Genomic DNA, 21,160 nt, shown 5'->3' with positions numbered 1-21,160 from the left:
GGGTTGGGGAGGGGTAAAGCGCAGTGTCGTTTGAGTCGAAGGACAGCCCGAATCCAGCTATTTCCTGACAGGCTTCCATCTACTGAGATTGCAGGCTTTCCGCAGTAAAGACGGATAACTGCAATGGACAAGCTGCGAAGGCGCGCAAGAGCCCTGCGCAACACACCCACCGATGCCGAAGACCGCCTATGGCAGCAACTGCGCCGGCGCCAGTTGGCAGGCTTCCGCTTTCGTAGACAGATGCCCTTGGCCGGATACATCGCCGACTTCGTTTGTCTGGAGGCGAAGCTGATTGTAGAACTGGATGGTGGGCAGCATCTTGAGCAACTTGCCTATGACCAGCGGCGGACTGCGGTGCTGCAGGGACTGGGATTCCGAGTGCTTCGCTACTGGAATGATGAGGTGCTGCAGCGGATGCCGGCTGTGTTGGAGGACGTTTTGAGGGCTTTGGCGCACGGCGAAGAGCCCCCCTCCCAACCCTCCCCTTCGCTGCGCGAAAGGGAGGGCTAAAGCTTGGCGGCTCGAAGTCCTAGCAGTTCTGCAGCTGTTGCCCCCTCCCTTGCGCCGAAGGCGGAGGGGAGGGCTGGGGAGGGGTAAAGCTTCCAGCCACCAACATCAACAATCCACGCGCACACCACTGCTGCGATACTGACGGACAAATCTCAATGCTTCCGCCGCAGCAGGTCGGCGCGGAAGCCCAGCAGCAGAGCGATCAAACGAATGAAGATTCTGGTTACCGGTGGTGGTGGTTTTCTCGGTCAGGCACTGTGCCGTGGCCTGGTCGAACGCGGCCATCAGGTGCTGAGCTTCAATCGCGGTCATTACCCGTCACTGCAGGAAATCGGCGTCGGCCAGATCCGTGGAGACCTCGCTGATGCCAATGCCGTGCATCACGCCGCCGCCGGAGTCGATGCCATTTTCCACAACGCCGCCAAGGCCGGTGCCTGGGGCAGCTACGACAGCTACTTCCAGGCCAATGTGGTCGGCACCCGCAACGTGCTTGCCGCCTGCAAGGCGCATGACATCCGCCGCTTGGTCTATACCTCCACGCCCAGCGTCACCCATCGCGCTACTCATCCGGTCGAAGGCCTGGGTGCGGATGAAGTGCCCTACGGTGAGGACTTCCAGGCGCCGTATGCCGCCACCAAGACCATCGCCGAGCAGGAAGTGCTGGCCGCCAATGGCGCCGATCTGGCAACCATTGCCCTGCGCCCGCGCTTGATCTGGGGCCCGGGTGACAACCAGCTGGTGCCGCGCTTGGCCGAACGCGCCCGCGCCGGCCGTCTGCGTTTTGTCGGCGATGGCAGCAACAAGGTCGATACCACCTTCATCGACAACGCTGCGCAGGCGCATTTCGATGCCTTCGATCATCTGGTGGTGGGCGCGGCTTGTGCGGGCAAGGCTTACTTCATTTCCAACGGCGAACCGCTGCCGATGCGCGAACTGCTCAACCGCTTGCTTGCCGCTGTTGGTGCGCCTGCAGTGGAGAAGTCGATCTCGTTCAAGACCGCGTACCGCATCGGCTCGCTCTGCGAAAAGCTGTGGCCGCTGCTGCGTCTGTCTGGCGAGCCACCGATGACACGTTTTCTCGCCGAGCAGCTGTGCACGCCGCATTGGTATTCGATGGAGCCGGCACGCCGTGATTTCGGTTACGTGCCCAAGGTTTCGATCGAAGAAGGTCTGCGCCGGTTGGCCGCTGCTTCCTGAATGGACAGCGTCATCATCATGCGACGCTAACGCTCTTGTCACTGTATCGCGACCGGCGATTGCCGAGGATGGAACCCTGATTCCAACCGAGGACCCAGCCCATGCTGCATTACGCCGTCGTTTTCTTCGTCATCGCCATCATTGCAGCCGTGCTCGGCTTCAGTGGCATTGCCGGTGCGGCCAGCAATATCGCGTGGATCCTGTTCGTCGTATTCCTGATCCTTGCAGTGGTGTCGATGTTCCGCAAGAAAGGCTGATCGTTGCTGACGCCAGAAACAGACGTGCATGAAATAAAGCGGCCCGCATCCTCATGGAGGCTGCGGGCCGCGTCGTTTCAGTAGTTTCGATCAGGCCGAAGTGCTGATCGAGCTGCGCAGGTTCTTGTCTGCAGCGTGACGCTCCAGCGCCAGCTCGATCAGACGGGTGATCAGCGCGGTATAGCCCAGTCCGCTTGCGCCCCATAGCTTGGGATACATGCTGATCTTGGTGAAGCCGGGCAGGGTGTTCAGTTCGTTGATGACGACGTCACCGGCCTCGGTGAGGAACACGTCCACACGCGCCATGCCGATGCAGTCCAGCGCCTGATAGGCGCGCACGGCGATCTCGCGGATGCGCTGCTGCGCATCGGCAGCGATATCAGCCGGGATCACCGTCTCCGCGCCGCTGGCGCTGATGTACTTGGTGTCATAGGCGTAGAAGTCGTCATGCACCACCACTTCGCCGCAGACGCTGGCTTCGGGCACGTCATTGCCCAGCACCGCGCATTCGATCTCGCGGCCGACAATCGCCGACTCCACCAGTACCTTGTGGTCGAACGACAGGGCCAGCGCCATTGCGGTGGCGAACTCGTCGGCATTGCGCACCTTGCTCACGCCCACCGATGAACCCTGGTTGGCCGGCTTTACGAACAGCGGCAGGCCGAGTTGTGCGACCAGTGCAGCGTAGTCGGCGCGTGCAGCAGTGACATGGTTGAAGCAGGCAAACGGCGCCACCGCCAGGCCGGCATCACGCAGCAGGCGCTTGGCCATGTCCTTGTCCATCGCCGCGGCCGCACCCAGCACGCCGGGGCCGGCGAAGGGCAGGTTCAAGGTGCGCAGCAGGCCCTGCAGGGTGCCGTCTTCGCCGAGGGTGCCGTGCACGATCGGGAACACCACGTCCAGCTGCGGTACGGCGCGGCCATCGGCAGCCAGCAGCTGGCCGCGCTCGGCGCCGGGCAGTACCGACAGCACCGGGCCGGAGGTATCCAGCGCGATGCGCTTGGGGTCATCGGCATTGATCAGGAAGCCGGCCGCATCACACAGGTGCCACAGGCCCTGCTTGTCCACGCCGATCAGGCTGACGTCGAAACGTTCCTTGTCCAGCGCATCGAAGATGTTCTTCGCCGACTGCAGCGAGACCTCGTGCTCGGCCGAACGACCGCCGAAGATGATGCCAACCCGGGTCTTGCCCATTGCCTGTGTGCTCCTGACGCTGTGTTTGGTGGTGTCTGCATAGCATGAACTCAAACGCCGCGATTCGGGAATAGGGTTTGGCGGTTGCTTTCAAGCCAGAACGGGCGATTCGGGATTGGCGTTTTATTGATTGCGGCGACCAGCTGGCGCGGCTTGCCGCCGAAAGCGCGGTTTCACGCGCAAGGCGCCGCTACATGAACAAATCCTGTGCTGGCGAGGCATCAGCTCCCCGCCGCCATCCAATCTCCGATCCCGCCCCTCCGGTAGAATGCCCGGCATGCCTGCATCCCCCTTCAAAATGATCAAGCCGCTGGCCGGCCGCGCGCTGGAAGTGGCCTTGAACCGCGCGCTGGCGCTGGACCCGGATACCCGCACCGCGCTGGCCTCGCTCGACGGCCAACGCATCGCCCTGACCCTGGAATCGCCATCGCTGGCGATGCAGATCGGGGTCGCCGGTGAACGCCTGACCGTGGGCCCGGTGGACCCGTCGCTGGAGCCGGACCTAGCGGTGCGCAGCACGCTGGGCGGGGTGCTGGCGCAGCTTCCCTTCCTGGCCAATGCACGGCGTGGCAATAGCGCGCCGGCAGGGCGGGTCAAGGTGTCCGGCGATGCGGAGCTGGCGCGCCGCCTGCAGCAGCTGGCTACCCGTTTTGATCCGGATTGGCAGCAGCCCTTTGTCAAAGCCTTTGGCGAGATCCTCGGCGTGCAGATCGCGCAGACCCTGCGTGCAGCCTTGCTGCAGGCCAGGCGCAGCGCCAAGGATCTGGCCGAGACCGCCGCCGAATACGTTACCGAGGAGTCGCGTGATGTCGTTGCCCGTGCCGAGCTGGATGCCTTCCATGATGATGTGGACGTGATCCGCGATGACGTCGAACGCATGGCCGCGCGCATCGCGCGCCTGCGTCAGCGCGCCGGGGGTGCCGCATGAAGCTGGTCCGCGCCATGTTCCGCGCCAGCCGCATCGGCCGGGTGATCCTGCGTTATCGCCTGGATGACCTGCTTGATGACACCCCGGTCGAACGTTGGCTGAGCGTTGCCAAGCCGTTCGTGCCGCGCGCCAGTGCCGATATCGCCTCGCAGTCGCGCGGTGCGCGCCTGCGTCTGGCGCTGCAGGAGCTGGGCCCGATCTTCGTCAAGTTCGGTCAGATCCTGTCCACCCGCCGCGATCTGGTGCCGCCGGATGTCGCTGCTGAGCTGACCCTGCTGCAGGACCGGGTCAAGCCCTTCGACGGCGAGCATGCGCTGCAGATCGTCGAGCAGGCGCTGGGCCTGCCGATCACCGAAGCCTTCGCCAGCTTCGACACCACACCGCTGGCCTCGGCCTCGATCGCCCAGGTACATGCGGCGACCTTGGATGATGGCCGCCAGGTCGTGGTCAAGGTGCTGCGCCCAGATATCGAGAAGCAGATTGCCGGTGACATCGCCCTGCTCAAGTCGCTGGCTGCACTGGTCGAGCGCACCCATCCGCGTGCCGACAAGATCCGCCCGCGCGAAGTAGTGGCCGAGATCGAAACCACGCTGGCTGCAGAGTTGGACCTGCAGCGCGAAGGCGCCAACGCCAGCGTGCTGCGCCGCTTCTGGGAAAACTCGGACGATCTGTACGTTCCGGAAGTGATCTGGAGCCACACAGCCGAGCGCGCGCTGACCCTGGAGCGCGTCTGGGGTATTCCTTCGGATGATATCGCCGCGCTGGACAAGGCTGGCATCGACCGCAAGGCGCTTGCCGCCAAGGGTGTGCGCGTGTTCTACACGCAGGTGTTCCGCGACAACTTCTTCCACGCCGATGCGCATGCCGGCAACATCTGGGTCGATATCGATCCGGCACGCCGCGACAACCCGCGCTTCATCGCGCTGGACTTTGGCATCATGGGCCAGCTGTCGGAAGAGGATCAGTTCTACCTCGCCGAAAACTTCATGGCCATCTTCAACCGTGATTACCGCCGCATCGCCGAGCTGCACCTGCAGGCGCAGTGGATGCCGAACACGGTGCGCATCGATGAGCTGGAAGCCGCCGTGCGTGCGGTGTGCGAGCCGTACTTCACCCGGCCGCTGTCGCAGATATCGCTGGCCGAAGTGCTGATGAAGCTGTTCCGCACCGCCCAGCGCTACCAGCTGACCCTGCAGCCGCAGTTGATCCTGCTGCAGAAGACGCTGTTGAACATCGAAGGTGTGGGCCGCCAGCTCGACCCGAACCTGGATATCTGGGAAGTGGCCAAGCCGGTGCTGGAACGCATCCTGCGCGAGCGCTACAGCCCGCGCCGTGCGTTGAAGGAACTGCGTAAGCGCCTGCCGGAAATCATGACCCAGGCCCCGGACATGCCGGCCCTGCTGCACAGCTGGCTGCGCCAGCAGGTGGAAGGCAAACATGAGCTGGCGATGCGTTCGCAGGACATCGTCAACCTCGAAGGCACGCTGCAGCGCATGCAGCGGCGCGTGGTTACCGCCGTTGCTGGTGCTGGATTGATGGTGGTGTCGGCGTTGTTGTACGGCCTGCAAGCGGGCGGCCCGCAGTTCGCCTCGATCCCGTTGTGGTCGTGGGTCACCGGCGTGGTTGGTTCGATTGCGGTGGCGTCGGCGTGGTTGCGCCGATGACTGACGTTGTTGATGAAGCAGTGGAAGCAGCGGTAGTTTTTGAGCCCTTGCCGCTGTTGTACGAAGACCAGTGGTTGGCGGTGGTCAACAAGCCTGCGGGCTTGATGGTCCACGACAGCAAGCTGGCGCGTGGCGAAGATGACTTCCTGGCTGATCGCTTGCGCGAGCAGTTGGGCAAACCAATTTTTCTGATTCATCGTCTGGATCGTGCGACCAGCGGTTGCCTGTTGTTGGCCTTCGATCGCGAAAGCGCCAGCGTGCTGGGCAAGACGTTGATGGGCGGCGAGGTGGAGAAGGACTACCTCGCGGTGTGTCGCGGTTGGCCGGCGGAGGATGCGTTCACCGTCGATCACGATCTGGATGGCGGTCCCGGCAAACCGATCAAGAAGCAGGCGATCACCCACTTCCAGAAGCTGCTGGAAGGCGAGCTGCCGATTCCCTCCACGGGTTTCCCGACCTCGCGTTATGCGCTGCTGCGTTGCCAGCCGCAGACCGGCCGTTTCCGCCAGATCCGCCGGCACCTCAAGCACATGTTCCATCACATGATCGGCGACACCAGCCACGGAGATGGACGGCACAACCGCAGCTTCCGCATGCAGGGCGTGCACCGCATGTTGCTGCACGCCGAGCGTTTGGCGTTCCCGCATCCGCAGGACGGCCGTCGCATCGAAGCGCGCGCACCGCTGGACCGCGAGTTCCAGAAGGCGATGGATCTGTTCGGTTGGAAGCTACCCGATTGAAGGTGGTGCCGAGCCAAGCTCGGCAGGGGCTTCCCCCGCAACTCATCAACACTTGCGGGATGATTGTGGGAGCGGCGTCAGCCGCGAAGCCCATAAGCCATCAGATTGCGGGAAACCTGGTGATCGCAACATTGTCGGCTTCGCGGCTTACGCCGCTCCTACAAAAACCAGAGCGGCTTTACCGGTAACGCCCCTTGCCGAGCATGGCTCGGCACTACAGTTGGGCGCTTATTTGACTTCGCTGTTGATCTTCTCCAGGTCCTTCTGCAGGTCCGCCATCAGCGGGATCATCTTCTGCTGGATGGCGACCATCAGGTTCTGCATCAGCGCCGGGGTCTTGTCGAGCAGGCTCTGGCCGGCCGGGCTCTCGTAGAACTCGGCCATCGCCAGTACGTCTTCCTTCGAGAACGACTGCTTGTACAGATCCACATACATCGGCCGCATCTGCGACCAGGCCAAGGCCTGACGCAAGGTCTGCGAGGTGCGCTGCTGGATGCGCTGCAGTCCGGCCTTCTGCTCCGTTGTCAGCGATTGCTTCTCGGCGATCTGCGCGAACTGCTGCGCCTGCATTGCTTCCATCTGCGGCAGCATCGCGTCGAGCATGCTCTGTGCACGCGAGGCCGCCAGCAGGCGGTTGACGTCGGCATCGGTAGCCGGCGTGGCCCAAGCCGGTGCGATGCCGGCAAGCAGCAGGCTGGCGGCTAGCAGCAAGGGAGCGCAACGGGTGCGGAGGGTTCGGCGGCAACGCTGCATGGATCGTCCTTGTGGTGGGCAGGGTTCGAGCATAACCGGGGTGCCGCCATGGCCGAAGTCAGTTTCTCTGGACCCTTCACTTGCCTGCGGTGTGGCGGGGAGCACAGTTATGGGTGTAATAAATAATTGATTTTAATGAAATATTTACATTAATAGGGTAGCGGCTAGCATAATCGCGTTACAGAAAACCTACTGAAATTGCGAAAAATAGAGACGAGAGTCACGTTTCTATCTATGCTTGGCATCAGGAGCTGTACTCAGGGGGGGTACGTGGCCTCGCAAGCCACCTGCCCGCAACAAGTAGGAAATGCGATGGACAGTCTGTTTGAGGGGCCGACCGTACTCGTCGTGGCCAGTTGGGTGGCAATTCTCACCCTGCTGTTGGCCACGGTGCTGTTGTTGATCATTGTTTTTCTGCGGGTACGGGCGCAGCGCCGTGAAAAGCGTGACACCCAGGCTCGGCAGTACTGGAACGATGTTCTGCAGCGCGAGCTTGCCGGGGAAACCGTGCCGGTGCATCGATTGCAACGCGATGAGGTCATAGGCTTCATCGAAGCCTGGAACAGCATCTGCGAGACCTTGCCGGAAGCTTCGGTACGGCGGCTGGCCCCGCTCGGTCATCGGGTCGGTCTGGAGGACGCAGCGCAACGCATGTTGCGTGGCAGCTACCACGACCGCGCCATGACCATCATTGCCCTCGGCCATCTGCGCGACCGGCATCTCTACGATCTGCTGGCCAAGTTCCTCGACGACCGCAGCCCCATCGTCTCGCTGTGCGCAGCGCGGGCATTGGCGCAGGTGGATCCGCCACGCGCGATGTCGGCGTTCGTGCCGATGATCACCGAGCGCGAGGATTGGGTGCCTGGCAGCGTGGCGCGGATCCTGGCTGAGAACAGTGACGGCAGCGCTGCCCGCGAAATCAGCAACGCGCTGCTACGCGCCAATGCGGACTCCACCGTGAAGCTGGTGCGTTTTCTTGCTGATATCGATCCGCAGCGTGCGGCGGTGGTGGTGCGGCAATTGCTGGAAGGACATGTGGACGACCACATCATCTCGGTATGCCTGCAGTTGATCAGCGATCGTCAGGATCGCGAGCGGGTGATCGGCTTCCTCACCGCGTCGCGCTGGCACGTGCGCATGCACGCAGCGGCGGCGCTGGGACGCATCGGCGAACGCAGTGATGCGACACGACTGGAAGCACTGCTGTCAGACAGCGTCTGGTGGGTGCGCTACCGCACCGCGCAGGCCTTGTTCGGCCTGCCGGGCATGGGTGCCGATGCCCTGCGTGAAGTGCAGTCGCGGCAGAGTGATGGCTACGGACGCGACATCATCGAACAGGTGCTGTCCGAGAACGCGATGAGGAGTGCGACATGAGCGCTTATTGGCAGATGCTGGTGAGCTATGTGCAGCAGATTCCCTGGGTGCATATCGCCGACTCGCTGCAGTGGTTTTTCATGATCTATTTTGTCGCGATCAACCTGTCCTACCTGATCCTCAACTACATTTCGGCCTACCAGATCGTGCGCTACATGCGCGAGTACCGGGCCAATTACCTGCCCGCCGGTCTACGCGAGTACCAGCCGCCGGTAAGCATCATCCTGCCCGCGTACAACGAAGAAACCTCGGTGGTCTCCTCGGTGCGCTCGCTGCTCAAGACCAGCTACCCGGCGTTCGAGATCGTGGTCGTCAACGACGGCTCCAGCGACCGTACTCGCGATGCGCTGATCGAGGCGTTTGGACTGGTGCGGGTGCCCGAGGCCTATCGCACCCGCCTGCAGACCGAGCCGGTGCACGGGGTTTACGCTTCGGCAAGTTGCCCGCGCGTGCGCATGGTGGACAAGGCCAATGGCGGCAAGGCCGATGCGATCAATGCAGGGATCAACTGCGTGCGCTATCCGCTGTTCTGCGTGGTCGATGCCGACAGCATCCTGCAGCCGGAGAGCCTGTCGCGGGTGGTGCGGCCGTTTCTGGAAGACAGCCGTGTGGTCGCCAGCGGTGGCGTGGTGCGTGTGCTGAACGGCTGCACGGTGCGCGATGGCATGCTCGACAAGATCGGCCTGCCCAACCGCTGGCTGCCCAGTTTCCAATTGGTGGAGTATCTGCGTGCGTTCCTGTTCGGGCGCATGGGCTGGTCGCCGATGAACGCGCTGCTGATCATCTCCGGCGCCTTCGGCGTTTTCTACAAGGAGCGGGTGATCGCCATCGGTGGCTACCGCACCGACACCGTTGGCGAGGATATGGATCTGGTGATCCGCCTGCACCGCAACCTGCGCGAGGAAAAGCGCGACTACCGCATCGTGTTCGTGCCTGATCCAGTGTGCTGGACCGAGGCGCCGACTGATCTTGCTTCACTGCGCAACCAGCGCATGCGCTGGCAGCGCGGTCTGGCCGAAAGCCTGTGGACCAATATCGGCATGTTGTTCAATCGTCGTAGTGGTGCAGCGGGCTGGGTGGCGTTCCCGTTCATGCTGTTCTTCGAGTTTCTCGGCCCGATCATCGAGGTGGTGGGCTATGTCTCGATGATCGTGCTGGCCCTGTGCGGGCTGGTGCAGCTGGACGTGTTCCTGATCTTCCTGGCCGCGGCAGTCGGCATGGGCATCCTGCTCTCGGTCAACGCGATGCTGCTGGAGGAACTCTCCTTCGGCCTGTACTCGCGGCCAATGCAGCAGCTGCGTTTGTTCGTGGTGGCGATCCTGGAGAACTTCGGCTATCGCCAGCTGAACTCCATCTGGCGTTTCTCCGCCACCATCCGTTGGATGTTCAGCCGTCGCAAACGGCATAGCTGGGGGCGCATCAGTCGTGATGGTTCCTGGCAGCAGAGCCATAAAGAAGAAGTGCCGGTGGCGGTGGCAGTTGCATCGTCAGTGATCGGCGAATCGAGTATCAACAAATGATTTCCAGGAACCGTTCCATGACCCAGCACCAATCCTTCCGTGCTCCGCGCCATGTGCTGTCGCGTTGCCTGTTGCTCGCGCTGGCCGCTGCGCCGTTGTTGGTGTTTGCGCAGGAAGCGCCTGACAGCCTGACCGTGCAGTTGCAGCAGATTCGCGAACAGTCCGATGCCAACAACCGCGCCGCAACCATCGCCCGCTACAGCGCGCTGCTGGCCGAGCATCCGGACAATGGCGACGTGCTGTTGGCGCGTGGCCGTACCTACGCCTGGGACGGGCAGTACGCTGCTGCCGAAGCCGATCTGCAGCAGGTGGTGAAGAACAGCCCGACCTATGCCGACGCCTGGTCGGCACTGGGCGATATGTACCGCTGGAGCGACCGCCCGCAGCAGGCCGCCGATGCCTACTCGCGTTGGGTGGAGCTGGCACCGCAGGACCCGGCCGCGCGAATCGCGCGTGGTCGCGAGCTGCGTGCACTCGGCCAGACCGCTGCTGCGCGTGCTGATTTCGACGCCGCCGCCACGTTGGGTGCCGATCCCAAGGAAATCGCCGAGCTGCGCCTGAGCCTGTTACCGCGCATGGCCAACCCGGATGCGGTGGCGGCCGATGGCTATCGTTGGGGTGCAAGCGTGGGCTGGGATCACACCCGCTTCAGCGGTGACCGCCAGAGCTGGAACGACAACGACCTGACCCTGCGCCGCTATTTCCCGCGCGGTTCGCTGGGTCTGGAGCTGCTGCGCGCAGATCACTTCAGCACTTCAGATACTGCCTGGGCGCTGGATGGCTACGCGCCGCTGTGGTCGCGCGCCTATGCAAACCTGCGTTACCAGCGCGGCCCGTCCAGCGGCGTGCTACCCAAGCAGAGCTGGCGCGTGGAGGTATTCCAGGGCGTGGGCAGCGGTTGGGAACTGTCGGCCAGCGTCGACCAGTTGCGCTTCTCCGACACCACCGAGTTCTACGGCATCGGCGTCGGCCGCTACGTCGGCAACTGGTATGGCCGCTACAAGCTGCAGCACGTGCCGGGCGTTGGCTCGGGCAGCTGGAGCCACCGCGTGCTGTTGCGCAACTACTACAAGGGCGATGCCGACGACTATCTGGAGGTCAGCGTCAGCAGCGGTCGCAGCACCGATCTGGATCGCTTCGGCGGCGTCGTGCGTGACAGCAACGCCGCCCTCGGTATCGCCTGGCGGCACCAGGTCACGCCCAACTGGGGCTTCAAGCTGGGCGCCGGCTATGCCGACGACGATGGTGGCTTTGAAGAGCAGCGCCTGTCGGGCTCTATCTATACGCGCTGGTAACGGAGCGGTTGACGATGATATCCACGCATGACGGCGGCGCTTGGGCGCGCTTTTCTTCGGCCTTCCCGGTGTTGCTGCTTGCGCAGCTGGTGCTGGTCGCAATGGCGGTCAGCAACGGTGTTGCGGGTGCCGGTGGTGGCTTGCAGACCGGTGCAATAGTCGGCATTGCAGGTGCCCAGGCCGTGCTGATGTTGCTGCGCTCGGTGCCGATCCTGGTGCTGTTGTCGCTGCCCTTGCTGGCAATCAAGCGGGCCTTGTCGCGCTACATCGCCTTGGGCCTGCTGTGGTCGCTGTTCATCGTGGTGCAGGTGCTGCTGGACCAGTATTTCCAGGTCGCACATGTGCCGCTGGGTGCGGATCTGTTCGGCTACAGCCTTGCCGAGATCCGCACCACGCTGGCCGATGGCGCGCCGCTTGGCCTGCGCGGCGTGCTGGCGATGGCCTTGCCGTTGCTGGTGTTGTGGTTGGGCCTGCTGTGGCTGGCGCGGCGTGATGCGCGCGGCTCCACCGTGTGGAGCACGGTGTTGCTGGTGGCTGGTGGCCTCGCCTGGATCCTGCCGCTGCCCAGTGGTGCGGTGGCTTTGAAGGACGTCGCCTCGCGCGACCTGGCCTGCAACAAACTGGCCTGGTTCAGTGGCGATGTGTGGCGCTGGTTCAAAGGCGAGTCGGATGTGGCCGTCGCACCCAGTGCCGTCGCCAGCGATGAAGCGCCGCTGGATCCGAACTTCCCGTTCCTGCACCCGGAGCAGACCCCGGATGCCCTGGGTCCCAATTTCTCGCCGACCAGCGACGGCCGTCCGCCGAATGTGGTGTTGATTGTTGTCGAAGGCCTGGGCCGCTCGTTCTCCGGTCCGCAGGCATCGCTGGGCAGCTTCACCCCGTTCCTCGATGAGCTGGCCGAGCGCAGCCTGTACTTCGACAACTTCCTCGCCAACCAGGGCCGCACCTTTGGCGTGCTGCCGACCTTGATTGGTTCGGCACCGTTTGCCGACGAAGGTTTCACCGGGCTGGGTGATCGCATGCCGGCGCACCCGGGCCTGTTCAGCGTGCTGCGCCAGCAGGGCTATAACACCGCCTTCTACAACGGCACAGACACCAGCTTCGACAACGAGCGCGCCTACATGCAGGGCCAGCAGGTGCAGACGCTGGTCGACATGAGCAATTTTGGTGATGGCTATCAACGCAATCCATTCAGCGCCTGGGGTTACCCGGACAAGGAACTGGTGTCGCGCGTGCTTGCTGATAACGACAACGTGCAGGCACCGTTCCTGACCGCGATCCAGACCATCTCGATGCATACAAGCTACGAGTTCCCCGATCAGGATGTGTACCGCAAGCAGTTCGAACAGCGTCTGCAGCAGTTGCAGGTGCCTGAGGCGGAGCGTGCCAGCTACCGCGCCAGCACCGATATCTACAGCACCATCCTGTACACCGATGAGCAGCTGCGCCGCTACTTCGCTTCGGTGGAAAAGACCCCGTGGTATGCCAATACCATCTTCGTCATCACCGGTGATCACCGCTTGCCGGAGATCCCGATGGGCGAGCATGTGGACCGTTACCACGTGCCCTTGATCGTGTTCTCGCCGCTGCTCAAACAGCCCAAGCGCATCCGCGCGGTGTCCTCGCAGCTGGACGTGACGCCGTCGTTGATCGCTTTGCTGTCCAATACCTATGGGCTGAAGCGGCCGGCGCAGACGCCGTGGCTGGGCACCGGTCTGGACATGGCCGAGAGCTTCCGCAGCAATCAGCAATTTCCCTTGAAACAGACCAAGACCAGTGCGCCGGAATACCTGGCCGGGCGTTGGTGGTTGCATGACGGCAAGTTGTACGAGCTGCAGGACGGAATGCACCTGGCCGAAACCGATGACGCCAGCGTGCTCGCCTGGGCCGCCCAGCGCCTGCAGCGTTACACCCAGGCCAATGCGATTTTCATGCAGAAGAATGCACTGACGCCGGAAGGCGCAGCGCCCAAGCTGGTGGCGTACAGCGCACCTGCAGCCGCTGCCCAGGTGGCTGCGGCGCCGGTGGCGCACGGCTTGTCGCTGGCCTCGGCCGAGGTTGCAGCCGTAGCCGATGGCGTGCAGCTGACGGCGGTGTTCAGTAGCGGCGACCCCAAGCCCAGCCGCGTGTTCGTGCCGCTGGCGGTGATGTCCAGCGAGGACGGTCGCGAGCTGCAGGAAGTGTATGGGCAGGCAATGCAGCTGCCGCCGGGCGGCAGCCAGCAGGTGCAGTTGCAGCTGCGCCTGCCGCAGGACTGCGGTGGCCGATGCTATGTGTCGGTGTTCCCGTCCGATCCGGACAGCGGCAAGGCGATCGGGCAGGGCCGTTACCACCTGCAGGTGGAAGCTGCAGCAGGCGTGGAGAAGTCGCAATGAGCCGGATGTTCGGGCTTGGCCTGTTGGCCGTGCTGTGTGTAACACCAATGGCGCAGGCGGCAGCGGCCAGCCGCGCGATCTGGACCTGGGAAGCCGAGTCGTACGCGATGATCGAAGATCCGGCGGTCGCCGATGAGGCGGTGACGTATCTGAAGTCGCAGCGCATCGACACCGTGTATCTGTATGCCGACGCCTACAAGGACCGCAACCTCATCGTCGAGAAGCCGGAGTTGTACCGCGCCTTCATCGAGCGCCTGCACGGCAAGAACATGAAGGTGTACGCCTTGCTGGGCTCCTGGTACCTGAGCACTCAGAAGTATGTGCTGCCTGCGCATCGCAAGGAGGCGGAGGATATGTTCCGCCGCGTGGTGGACTACAACGCATCGGTGCCGGAGGCGGCGCGTTTCGATGGCGCCAATCTGGATATCGAGCCGCATATTCTCGACGAGTGGGATGACGACACCCGCGCGGACCTGTTGGTGGGCTTTCTGGACATGAGCGCAGCGGTGATGCGCATCAAAAAGGTGAGCGGCGCGACCTTGGCAGTGGGCCCGGCGATTCCGTTCTGGTTGGACGGCATCGAGGTCGACTGGAACGGCCGTCATCGTCCGGTCAGTGAGCACACCATCAACATCTACGACTACGTCGCCTTGATGGACTACCGCGACAAGGCCGAGGGCAGGGACAGCATCCTGTCGCACGCGGCCAGCGAGATTACCTATGCCAACGAGGTTGGCAAGAAGGTGGTGATCGGTTTGGAAGTCTCGTCCAACGACATCAACAAGGTCACCTTCCATGAGGAAGGGCCGAAGGTGTTCGAGCAGGAAGTACGCAAGGTGGAGCGTGCGTTGCGCAATGAGCCGTCGTTTGACGGTTTTGCGATCCATCACTACCGCGCCTACCGGCGCTGGGCGGGGCAGTACTGGGAGTGAATAGAACCCCCCTCTCTTTCGCGAAGCGAAGGGGAGGGCTGGGGAGGGGTGCTCTTGCTTGAGCCCCTCCCTTTTGCGTAGCAAAGGGGAGGGCTGGGGAGGGGTTCTTGCTTGAGCTCCCTCCCTTTCGCGAAGCGAAGGGGAGGGTTGGGGAGGGGTGCTTCTAAAGCTCCAGCCGCTCAGCAAAACCCAGCCGGCAAGACCCTGTAGTTGGAGCCAGCGCAGGCACTCAAAGTCAGCAGCTAAAAGCACCCCTCCCCAACCCTCCCCTGCGCTATGCGCAAGGGAGGGGGCAACAGCCCTTACAATGCGCCGATGGCGACGGAGCAGATTGAAATCTCGGAACAGTTGGCGATACCGGAAACGGAGATCGTCGAACGTTTCGTGCGCGCGTCCGGCGCTGGCGGGCAGAACGTCAACAAGGTCTCCACCGCGGTGGAACTGCGTTTCGACATCGCCGGTTCGCCGTCCCTGCCTGAACCACTGCGCGAGCGCCTGCTTGCCCGCCGCGACCGCCGGGTGACCGGCGAGGGCGTGCTGGTGATCGATGCGCAGCGCTTCCGTACCCAGGACCGCAACCGCCAGGATGCGCGCGAACGTCTTGCCAGCTTCATCCAAGCCAGCCTGAGCGTGCCCAAGCCACGGGTGGCAACCAAGCCCTCGTACGGCTCCAAGCTGCGCCGGCTGGATCAGAAAAAGGAACGCGCGCAGGTCAAGCGCGGCCGTTCAACACGTAATTGGGAGTAGTGCTTGAGCAACACGCCGCCGACCATTCCGGTCATCCCCGCCGCCATGCCGCGGCGCAAGAATGCCCGTTTCAGCCGTTGGCTCGGCCGCAGCGTGCTGCGTCTGGGCGGCTGGCAGATCCGTGGACCCATCCCGGACCTGGCCAAGGCAGTGGTGATCGCCGCACCGCATTCGTCCAACTGGGATGGCCTGTGGGGGCTGGCCGCAAAGATGGCGCTGGGTCTTGAAGCGCGCATCCTCGGCAAGGACAAGCTGTTCTGGTGGCCCTTGAGCGTGGTGCTGCGGCGGATGGGCGTGGTGCCGTTGGACCGCAGTTCGCCGCAGGGCACGGTCGGCCAGGCGGTGGCGATGATCCGCGACAATGAGCAGGTCTGGTACGCGCTGGCGCCGGAAGGCACCCGCAAGCAGGTGACTGAATGGAAGGGCGGCTTCCTGAAAATCGCGCGCATGGCCGATGTGCCCATCATCCCGGCCTATTTCCATTACCCGGAAAAGGTCATCGGCTTTGGTCCGGTGTTCCACACCAGCGGTGACGACGTGGCCGACATGGCCGCCATCCGCCAGTGGTACCGGCAGTGGCGGGGCAAGAACCACAGCTCCAGCTGAGCGCCCAGCCGACACACCCGGCGCCTGCCGGCGCCACCATCGGCACATGTTGCCAACGCGGGAACGGAGTAGGGTAAAGGGCTGTTCGAAGCCCGTTCCCAAGGAGTCGTTTCATGTCGCGTACCGTTGTTCTGGCCGCTGCCATCAGCCTTGCGCTGGCCGCCTGTTCTGGCAAGGAGTCCACTGCCCCCGTGACCGCCGATGCCCCCGCGCAGGCCGCCAATCCGGCCGATGCTTCCACCAACCCGTTCATGACTGTCAGCTCGCTGCCGTTCCAGGCGCCGGCCTTCGACAAGATCAAGGACAGTGACTACCTGCCGGCCTTCGAGGAAGGCATGCGCCAGCAGCTGGCGGAGATCAAGCAGATCACCGACAACACCCAGCCGGCCACCTTCGACAACACCTTGCTGCCGATGGAGAAGTCCGGCGCCATCCTGGACCGCGTCAGCCGCGTGTTCTTCAGCGTGGTGCAGGCCGATACCAACCCGGAGCGGCAGAAGATCCAGGAAGACGTGGTGCCCAAGCTGGCCGCGCATGGCGATGCCATCCACCTGGATGCCAAGCTGTTCGCGCGCATCAAGAGCATCTATGACGGCCGCGCCGAAGCCGGCCTCGACCCCGAGCAGCTGCGCGTGGTCGAAGAAACCTATAAGGGCTTCGTCAAATCCGGCGCCGAGCTCAGCGATACCGACAAGGAAACGCTGAAGCAGTACAACGCCGAGGAAGCCACCCTCGCCAACGATTTCCACAACAAGCTGGTCGCGGCCACCGCCGCCGGTGCGGTGGTGATCGACGACAAGGCGCAGCTCGCTGGCCTGTCCGAGGGCGATATCGCCGCCGCCGAAGATGCCGCCAAGGGCCGCAAGCTCGACGGCAAGTGGGTGCTGAGCCTGCAGAACACCACCCAGCAGCCGGCACTCGGCTCGTTGCAGGACCGCGATGTGCGTGCCAAGGTGCTGCAGGCCTCGGAAACCCGTACCGAGCACGGTGATGCCAACGACACCCGCAAGATCATCCAGCGCCTGGCCCAGCTGCGCGCGGCCAAGGCCAAGCTGCTCGGCTTCCCGAACTTCGCCGCCTACAACCTGACCGACCAGATGGCGCAGACGCCGGAGCATGCGCTCAAGCTGCTGACCGACACCGTGCCGGCGGCCACCGCCAAGGCACGCGGTGAGCTGGCCGAGATCCAGAAGGTGATCGACGCCCAGAAGGGCGGCTTCAAGGCTACTGCAGCGGATTGGGACTTCTACGCCGAGCAGGTGCGCAAGGCCAAGTACGACCTGGACGAGTCGCAGATCAAGCCCTACTTCGAGCTGGACAACGTGCTGCAGAACGGCGTCTTCTACGCCGCCAACCAGCTCTACGGCCTGACCTTCAAGGAACGCAAGGACCTGCCGGTGTATCACCCGGACGTGCGCGTGTTTGAAGTCACCGACGCCAACGGCCAGCCGCTGGCGCTGTTCTATGCCGACTTCTTCAAGCGCGACAGCAAGTCCGGTGGCGCCTGGATGGACGTGTTCGTCGAGCAGGACGGCCTGACTGGTACCAAGCCGGTGGTCTACAACGTCAGCAACTTCACCAAGCCTGCCGCCGGCCAGCCCGCGCTGTTGAGCTGGGACGACGTGACCACCATGTTCCACGAGTTCGGCCATGCACTGCACGGCATGTTCTCCAACACCAAGTACCCGAGCGTGGCCGGCACCGGCGTGCCGCGTGATTTCGTCGAGTTCCCGTCGCAGTTCAACGAGCACTGGGCGTCTGACCCGAAGGTGTTCGCCAACTACGCCAAGCACTACCAGACCAAGGCAGCGATGCCGCAGGACCTGGTCGACAAGATCGCCAAGGCCAAGACCTTCAACCAGGGCTATATGACCACCGAGTACCTGTCGGCGGCGCTGCTGGATCTGGCCTGGCACACGCAGGGCGCTGACGCACCGCTGCAGGACGTGGACAAGTTCGAAGCCGATGCGCTGAAGCGCTACAAGGTGGATCTGGCTCAGGTGCCGCCGCGTTATCGCAGCAGCTACTTCGACCACATCTGGGGCGGCGGTTACTCGGCCGGCTACTACGCCTATTTCTGGGCGGAGATGATCGACCACGACGCCTTCGAGTGGTTCAAGGAGAACGGTGGCCTGACCCGTGAGAACGGCCAGGTGTTCCGCGACAAGATCCTGTCGATCGGCAATACCCGCGACCTGGCAACGGCCTACCGCGATTTCCGCGGCAAGGACCCCAGCGTCGAGCCGCTGCTGCACAACCGCGGTTTGAAGTAAGCGCGGCTTGAACCTAGCGCTCGGCAGTGTGAGCGTGTGAAACTACTAACGGCAGGCGAAACCCTGCCGTTCGTCGTTTGTGCACGTGTTCTTGCGGCAAGCCGCAGCGCGCAGAACTTACTCGCAACGCACCTTGGTGATGACGTTGTTGGCATCGGTGTAGACGCGCAGGCGATCCTGGCGGATATCGCGGGAAACAATCGTGGTCGGGCTGATCGGATTGACCAAGCCTGCGCCGCTCTCCTTTTTCAGGCGTCGCACGGTGGCTTCGTCATTGACCGTGCCTACCGCCCATTGCACCGCTGCATCACTGCAGCGACCGAAATCGGGATCGTCGTTGGCAACTGGCGGTGCACTCAGGCAACCGCTCAGGGCGATGCTCAGCAGGCCGCCGACCAGCAAGGGGCGGAGGATGGCGGCGGTGTGATGCGGTGTGATTTGAGGCATGGGGCAGTTCCTCCGTTCGAATATGTGCGGAGCATAGCAGCGCGCAATTGTCCGATTGCTGATTTTCGAGACTGCCAACCCTGTCGCGATCAGATAATGAATGGCTGTTAGGATCAATCCGATTGCATCACTGACCTGATCACGCCAAGGAAGCTCACCCCATGAAATCAGCCAAGCGATCCATTATTGCCGCCTGTGCAACCGTGTTGTTCGGTATGGCCGGCATGCAGCAGGCCGATGCCTGCACCCGTTTTGTCTATCACGGCGCAGGCAATGAAATCTTCACCGGCCGTTCGATGGACTACAAGATCGATACCGGCACCCATCTGTGGATGTTCCCGCGCGGCATGCAGCGCACCGGCGAGACCGGCCCGGACACGCTGAAGTGGACCTCACGCTACGGCAGCGTCATTGCCAGCGCCTACGACATCTCCACCACCGACGGCATGAACGAAGCCGGCCTGGTCGCCAACCTGCTGTGGCTGGCCGAGTCCGAATACCCCGAGCGCAACAGCGGCAAGCCCGGCCTGAGCATCTCGGTGTGGACGCAGTACATGCTGGACAGCTTCGCCACCGTCGATGAAGCGGTGAAAGCGCTGAGCAGCGAGCCCTTCACCCTGGTCAGTGATGCCGCCCCTGGTGAGCAGCGCATGGCAACGCTGCATCTGTCCTTGTCCGATTCCACTGGCGACAGCGCCATCATCGAGTACATCAAGGGCAAGCAGGTCATCCACCACAGCCGCGACTACAAGGTGATGACCAACTCGCCGATCTTCGAAGAGCAGCTGGCACTGGAAAGCTATTGGCGGCAGATCGGCGGCACGGTGATGTTGCCGGGCACCAACCGCGCTTCGGATCGCTTCGCACGCGCCGCGTTCTATATCGACGCCATTCCCAAGTCGACCGACCCGGTGGAATCCACTGCCAGCGTGTTCGGCGTTATCCGTAACGTGTCGGTGCCTTACGGCATCACCACTCCGGACCAGCCGAATATTTCCTCGACCCGCTGGCGCACGGTGTCCGACCATTCGCGCATGCGTTACTACTTCGAATCGGCGCTGGCCACCAATGTGTTCTGGGTGGATCTGAAGAAGATCGATTTCAGTGCAGGCGGCGGCAAGGTGAAGCGCCTGGACCTTGGCAACCAGCAGCGCACCATCTACGCAGGTGAAGCCAACGCCCAGTTCAAGGACGCCAAGCCGTTCCGTTTCCTGGGCGTATAAGGCGAGCAATCTGCGTGCCTGCGTTGGTGGGCACGCACCATCCGGAGCTTCAATGAAAACCAGATTCACCCGTAAATATCTGTGTTTGCTGTTGGCAATGGGCGGCATGCCGCTTGCGCACGCACAGAGCAATGACAACGACGACAGTTGGCGCTTCCAGGCCACGCCTTACGTGTGGATGAGCGGCATGGAAGGGCAAGTTCGGCCGTTCCGCAGCGCGCCGACAGCGGACGTGCACAAGTCCTTCTCCGAATTGATGGACAACCTTGACGCCGCCGCCTTCATCACCGGCACCGCGCGCCGTGGCAACTTCGTGCTGCAGGCCGATTTCACCCATGCATCCACTTCCGATTCGACGCCCTTGCCGATTGGCGTGGCAGCGAACGTGAAAGTGAAGCAGACCTCGGCAACGGTGACTGCGGGTTACGCCTGGCTGGCGGACGAACGCACCGGCATCGACCTGTTGGCCGGTGTTCGTTACTGGGATATCAACGCCGCGGTGAACGTGCCGGGCCTGGTATCGGCGCGTTCGGATTCCACATTCGTGGACCCGATTGCCGGTGTGCGCTGGCGGCAGACACTGAGTCCGCGCTGGAGCAGCATTGCCTATGTGGATGTAGGCGGCTTTGGTGTGGGCTCGGATTCAACCTGGCAGCTGCTGGCGTTGGCCAACTACCAGGCGACGGACAAGCTGTTCGTATCGATGGGCTACCGCCACCAGAGCCTGGATTACCGCGATAAAGGCAAGCGCCTGGATGTGTCGTTGTCGGGCCCGATGCTGGGTGTGACGTACCAGTTCGGTAAGAGGCTGTAGCTTTAGTCCCCTCCCTTTGGCCGAAGGCCAAGGGGAGGGCTAGGGAGGGGTGCTCTGAGCAGCAACCCCCAAAGCCCTAAGCAAAAACCAACCCCCTCCCAACCTCCCCTTGGCTACGCCAAAGGGGAGGGGCAAAGCTTGGCTCCCGCCCTTGCACGAAGTGCAGGGGAGGGCTGGGGAGGGGTAGCTTTTGACCGTGTAGAGCCGAGCCAAGCTCGGCTGGAGCCTTACCCGGAAAACCTCTGCCGCGCATGGGTCGGCACAAAACCGTAGCCACCGACCATTAGCGCAGCGCAGGGGGGGGGCTAAAA

General features: G+C 63.1%; 19 protein-coding genes. 16 read left to right on the top strand and 3 right to left on the bottom strand.

What is annotated here, in order from left to right; translation table 11 throughout:
• Positions 1 to 123 precede the first annotated feature (123 nt).
• The 3 genes from ACVOMB_RS12060 (at position 124) to ACVOMB_RS12050 (ending at position 1,964) form a co-directional block, all read left to right on the top strand.
• Positions 124 to 510, top strand: coding sequence for an endonuclease domain-containing protein (locus tag ACVOMB_RS12060; protein WP_481531402.1), 387 nt, complete (start codon positions 124 to 126; stop codon positions 508 to 510).
• A gap of 210 nt (positions 511 to 720) precedes the next feature.
• Positions 721 to 1,707 carry a 2-alkyl-3-oxoalkanoate reductase gene (gene oleD, locus ACVOMB_RS12055; RefSeq protein WP_481531401.1) on the top strand — a complete coding sequence of 329 codons (987 nt, stop codon included), beginning with the start codon at positions 721 to 723 and terminating at the stop codon, positions 1,705 to 1,707.
• A 101-nt stretch (positions 1,708 to 1,808) separates the two neighbouring features.
• A complete protein-coding gene (locus ACVOMB_RS12050) occupies positions 1,809 to 1,964 on the top strand; it encodes a DUF1328 domain-containing protein (protein WP_282269396.1) in 156 nt (51 codons plus the stop codon).
• A gap of 90 nt (positions 1,965 to 2,054) precedes the next feature.
• Here the strand turns inward: ACVOMB_RS12050 and ddlA are convergent, their stop codons facing one another.
• The gene (gene ddlA / locus ACVOMB_RS12045) at positions 2,055 to 3,158 is read right to left on the bottom strand and encodes a D-alanine--D-alanine ligase (protein WP_481531400.1); all 1,104 of its coding nucleotides are present in this window, start codon (positions 3,156 to 3,158) and stop codon (positions 2,055 to 2,057) included.
• Positions 3,159 to 3,435: 277 nt separating this feature from the next.
• Between ddlA and ACVOMB_RS12040 the strand changes: the two genes are divergently transcribed.
• The 3 genes from ACVOMB_RS12040 to ACVOMB_RS12030 are packed head-to-tail and all read left to right on the top strand — an operon-like array spanning position 3,436 to position 6,490.
• Entirely contained in the window at positions 3,436 to 4,086 is a 651-nt protein-coding gene (locus tag ACVOMB_RS12040) for a ubiquinone biosynthesis accessory factor UbiJ (RefSeq protein ID WP_481515874.1), read from the top strand.
• Positions 4,083 to 5,750, top strand: a complete 1,668-nt coding sequence (ubiB, locus tag ACVOMB_RS12035) for a ubiquinone biosynthesis regulatory protein kinase UbiB (protein ID WP_481531399.1) — start codon at positions 4,083 to 4,085, stop codon at positions 5,748 to 5,750. The genes ACVOMB_RS12040 and ubiB overlap by 4 nt, the downstream gene beginning before the upstream one ends.
• Positions 5,747 to 6,490, top strand: a complete 744-nt coding sequence (locus ACVOMB_RS12030) for a pseudouridine synthase (RefSeq protein ID WP_481531398.1) — start codon at positions 5,747 to 5,749, stop codon at positions 6,488 to 6,490. The genes ubiB and ACVOMB_RS12030 overlap by 4 nt, the downstream gene beginning before the upstream one ends.
• 228 nt (positions 6,491 to 6,718) lie before the next feature.
• On the opposite strand, the gene ACVOMB_RS12025 is transcribed toward ACVOMB_RS12030, so the two are convergent.
• Positions 6,719 to 7,276 (bottom strand): DUF2059 domain-containing protein, encoded by a 558-nt coding sequence (locus ACVOMB_RS12025; protein WP_481531397.1) that lies wholly within the window; start codon positions 7,274 to 7,276, stop codon positions 6,719 to 6,721.
• A gap of 279 nt (positions 7,277 to 7,555) precedes the next feature.
• Between ACVOMB_RS12025 and ACVOMB_RS12020 the strand changes: the two genes are divergently transcribed.
• The 8 genes from ACVOMB_RS12020 to dcp all read left to right on the top strand — a co-directional run bounded on the left by ACVOMB_RS12020 (position 7,556) and on the right by dcp (position 18,365).
• The gene (locus ACVOMB_RS12020; RefSeq protein ID WP_481531396.1) at positions 7,556 to 8,617 is read left to right on the top strand and encodes a HEAT repeat domain-containing protein; all 1,062 of its coding nucleotides are present in this window, start codon (positions 7,556 to 7,558) and stop codon (positions 8,615 to 8,617) included.
• The gene (locus tag ACVOMB_RS12015) at positions 8,614 to 10,137 is read left to right on the top strand and encodes a glycosyltransferase family 2 protein (protein WP_481531395.1); all 1,524 of its coding nucleotides are present in this window, start codon (positions 8,614 to 8,616) and stop codon (positions 10,135 to 10,137) included. The genes ACVOMB_RS12020 and ACVOMB_RS12015 overlap by 4 nt, the downstream gene beginning before the upstream one ends.
• Positions 10,138 to 10,154: 17 nt before the next feature.
• Positions 10,155 to 11,432 (top strand): YaiO family outer membrane beta-barrel protein, encoded by a 1,278-nt coding sequence (locus ACVOMB_RS12010; RefSeq protein WP_481531394.1) that lies wholly within the window; start codon positions 10,155 to 10,157, stop codon positions 11,430 to 11,432.
• 14 nt (positions 11,433 to 11,446) lie between these two features.
• Positions 11,447 to 13,807 (top strand): LTA synthase family protein, encoded by a 2,361-nt coding sequence (locus tag ACVOMB_RS12005; protein WP_481531393.1) that lies wholly within the window; start codon positions 11,447 to 11,449, stop codon positions 13,805 to 13,807.
• Positions 13,804 to 14,739: a hypothetical protein gene (locus ACVOMB_RS12000; protein WP_481531392.1), complete on the top strand. Its 936-nt coding sequence runs from the start codon at positions 13,804 to 13,806 to the stop codon at positions 14,737 to 14,739. Before ACVOMB_RS12005 ends, ACVOMB_RS12000 begins: the two co-directional genes overlap by 4 nt.
• A 315-nt stretch (positions 14,740 to 15,054) precedes the next feature.
• On the top strand, positions 15,055 to 15,486 hold the full coding sequence (gene arfB, locus ACVOMB_RS11995; protein WP_481531391.1) for an alternative ribosome rescue aminoacyl-tRNA hydrolase ArfB: 432 nt from the start codon (positions 15,055 to 15,057) through the stop codon (positions 15,484 to 15,486).
• 3 nt (positions 15,487 to 15,489) lie between these two features.
• The gene (locus ACVOMB_RS11990; protein ID WP_481531390.1) at positions 15,490 to 16,092 is read left to right on the top strand and encodes a lysophospholipid acyltransferase family protein; all 603 of its coding nucleotides are present in this window, start codon (positions 15,490 to 15,492) and stop codon (positions 16,090 to 16,092) included.
• Between the two features lie 113 nt (positions 16,093 to 16,205).
• Entirely contained in the window at positions 16,206 to 18,365 is a 2,160-nt protein-coding gene (gene dcp / locus ACVOMB_RS11985; protein ID WP_481531389.1) for a peptidyl-dipeptidase Dcp, read from the top strand.
• Positions 18,366 to 18,482: 117 nt separating this feature from the next.
• Here dcp and ACVOMB_RS11980 read toward each other — a convergent pair whose 3' ends face one another.
• Positions 18,483 to 18,812: a hypothetical protein gene (locus ACVOMB_RS11980; RefSeq protein WP_481531388.1), complete on the bottom strand. Its 330-nt coding sequence runs from the start codon at positions 18,810 to 18,812 to the stop codon at positions 18,483 to 18,485.
• 215 nt (positions 18,813 to 19,027) lie between these two features.
• Between ACVOMB_RS11980 and ACVOMB_RS11975 the strand changes: the two genes are divergently transcribed.
• Both ACVOMB_RS11975 and ACVOMB_RS11970 read left to right on the top strand, forming a co-directional pair.
• A complete protein-coding gene (locus tag ACVOMB_RS11975) occupies positions 19,028 to 20,035 on the top strand; it encodes a linear amide C-N hydrolase (protein ID WP_481531442.1) in 1,008 nt (335 codons plus the stop codon).
• Between the two features lie 52 nt (positions 20,036 to 20,087).
• Positions 20,088 to 20,849 (top strand): porin family protein, encoded by a 762-nt coding sequence (locus ACVOMB_RS11970; protein WP_481531387.1) that lies wholly within the window; start codon positions 20,088 to 20,090, stop codon positions 20,847 to 20,849.
• Positions 20,850 to 21,160 lie beyond the last annotated feature (311 nt).

It is taken from the genome of Stenotrophomonas sp. STEN018 (genome assembly GCF_056760235.1).
Note: the sequence above shows the minus strand (reverse complement) of the source record. Positions and strands in the feature narration are given on the sequence as shown.

Coding starts and splice junctions, on each gene's coding strand:
- ACVOMB_RS12060 (WP_481531402.1), top strand. CDS start 124: ATGGACAAGCTGCGAAGGCGCGCAAGAGCCCTGCGCAACACACCCACC.
- oleD (WP_481531401.1), top strand. CDS start 721: ATGAAGATTCTGGTTACCGGTGGTGGTGGTTTTCTCGGTCAGGCACTG.
- ACVOMB_RS12050 (WP_282269396.1), top strand. CDS start 1,809: ATGCTGCATTACGCCGTCGTTTTCTTCGTCATCGCCATCATTGCAGCC.
- ddlA (WP_481531400.1), bottom strand. CDS start 3,158: ATGGGCAAGACCCGGGTTGGCATCATCTTCGGCGGTCGTTCGGCCGAG.
- ACVOMB_RS12040 (WP_481515874.1), top strand. CDS start 3,436: ATGCCTGCATCCCCCTTCAAAATGATCAAGCCGCTGGCCGGCCGCGCG.
- ubiB (WP_481531399.1), top strand. CDS start 4,083: ATGAAGCTGGTCCGCGCCATGTTCCGCGCCAGCCGCATCGGCCGGGTG.
- ACVOMB_RS12030 (WP_481531398.1), top strand. CDS start 5,747: ATGACTGACGTTGTTGATGAAGCAGTGGAAGCAGCGGTAGTTTTTGAG.
- ACVOMB_RS12025 (WP_481531397.1), bottom strand. CDS start 7,276: ATGCTCGAACCCTGCCCACCACAAGGACGATCCATGCAGCGTTGCCGC.
- ACVOMB_RS12020 (WP_481531396.1), top strand. CDS start 7,556: ATGGACAGTCTGTTTGAGGGGCCGACCGTACTCGTCGTGGCCAGTTGG.
- ACVOMB_RS12015 (WP_481531395.1), top strand. CDS start 8,614: ATGAGCGCTTATTGGCAGATGCTGGTGAGCTATGTGCAGCAGATTCCC.
- ACVOMB_RS12010 (WP_481531394.1), top strand. CDS start 10,155: ATGACCCAGCACCAATCCTTCCGTGCTCCGCGCCATGTGCTGTCGCGT.
- ACVOMB_RS12005 (WP_481531393.1), top strand. CDS start 11,447: ATGATATCCACGCATGACGGCGGCGCTTGGGCGCGCTTTTCTTCGGCC.
- ACVOMB_RS12000 (WP_481531392.1), top strand. CDS start 13,804: ATGAGCCGGATGTTCGGGCTTGGCCTGTTGGCCGTGCTGTGTGTAACA.
- arfB (WP_481531391.1), top strand. CDS start 15,055: ATGGCGACGGAGCAGATTGAAATCTCGGAACAGTTGGCGATACCGGAA.
- dcp (WP_481531389.1), top strand. CDS start 16,206: ATGTCGCGTACCGTTGTTCTGGCCGCTGCCATCAGCCTTGCGCTGGCC.
- ACVOMB_RS11980 (WP_481531388.1), bottom strand. CDS start 18,812: ATGCCTCAAATCACACCGCATCACACCGCCGCCATCCTCCGCCCCTTG.
- ACVOMB_RS11975 (WP_481531442.1), top strand. CDS start 19,028: ATGGCCGGCATGCAGCAGGCCGATGCCTGCACCCGTTTTGTCTATCAC.
- ACVOMB_RS11970 (WP_481531387.1), top strand. CDS start 20,088: ATGAAAACCAGATTCACCCGTAAATATCTGTGTTTGCTGTTGGCAATG.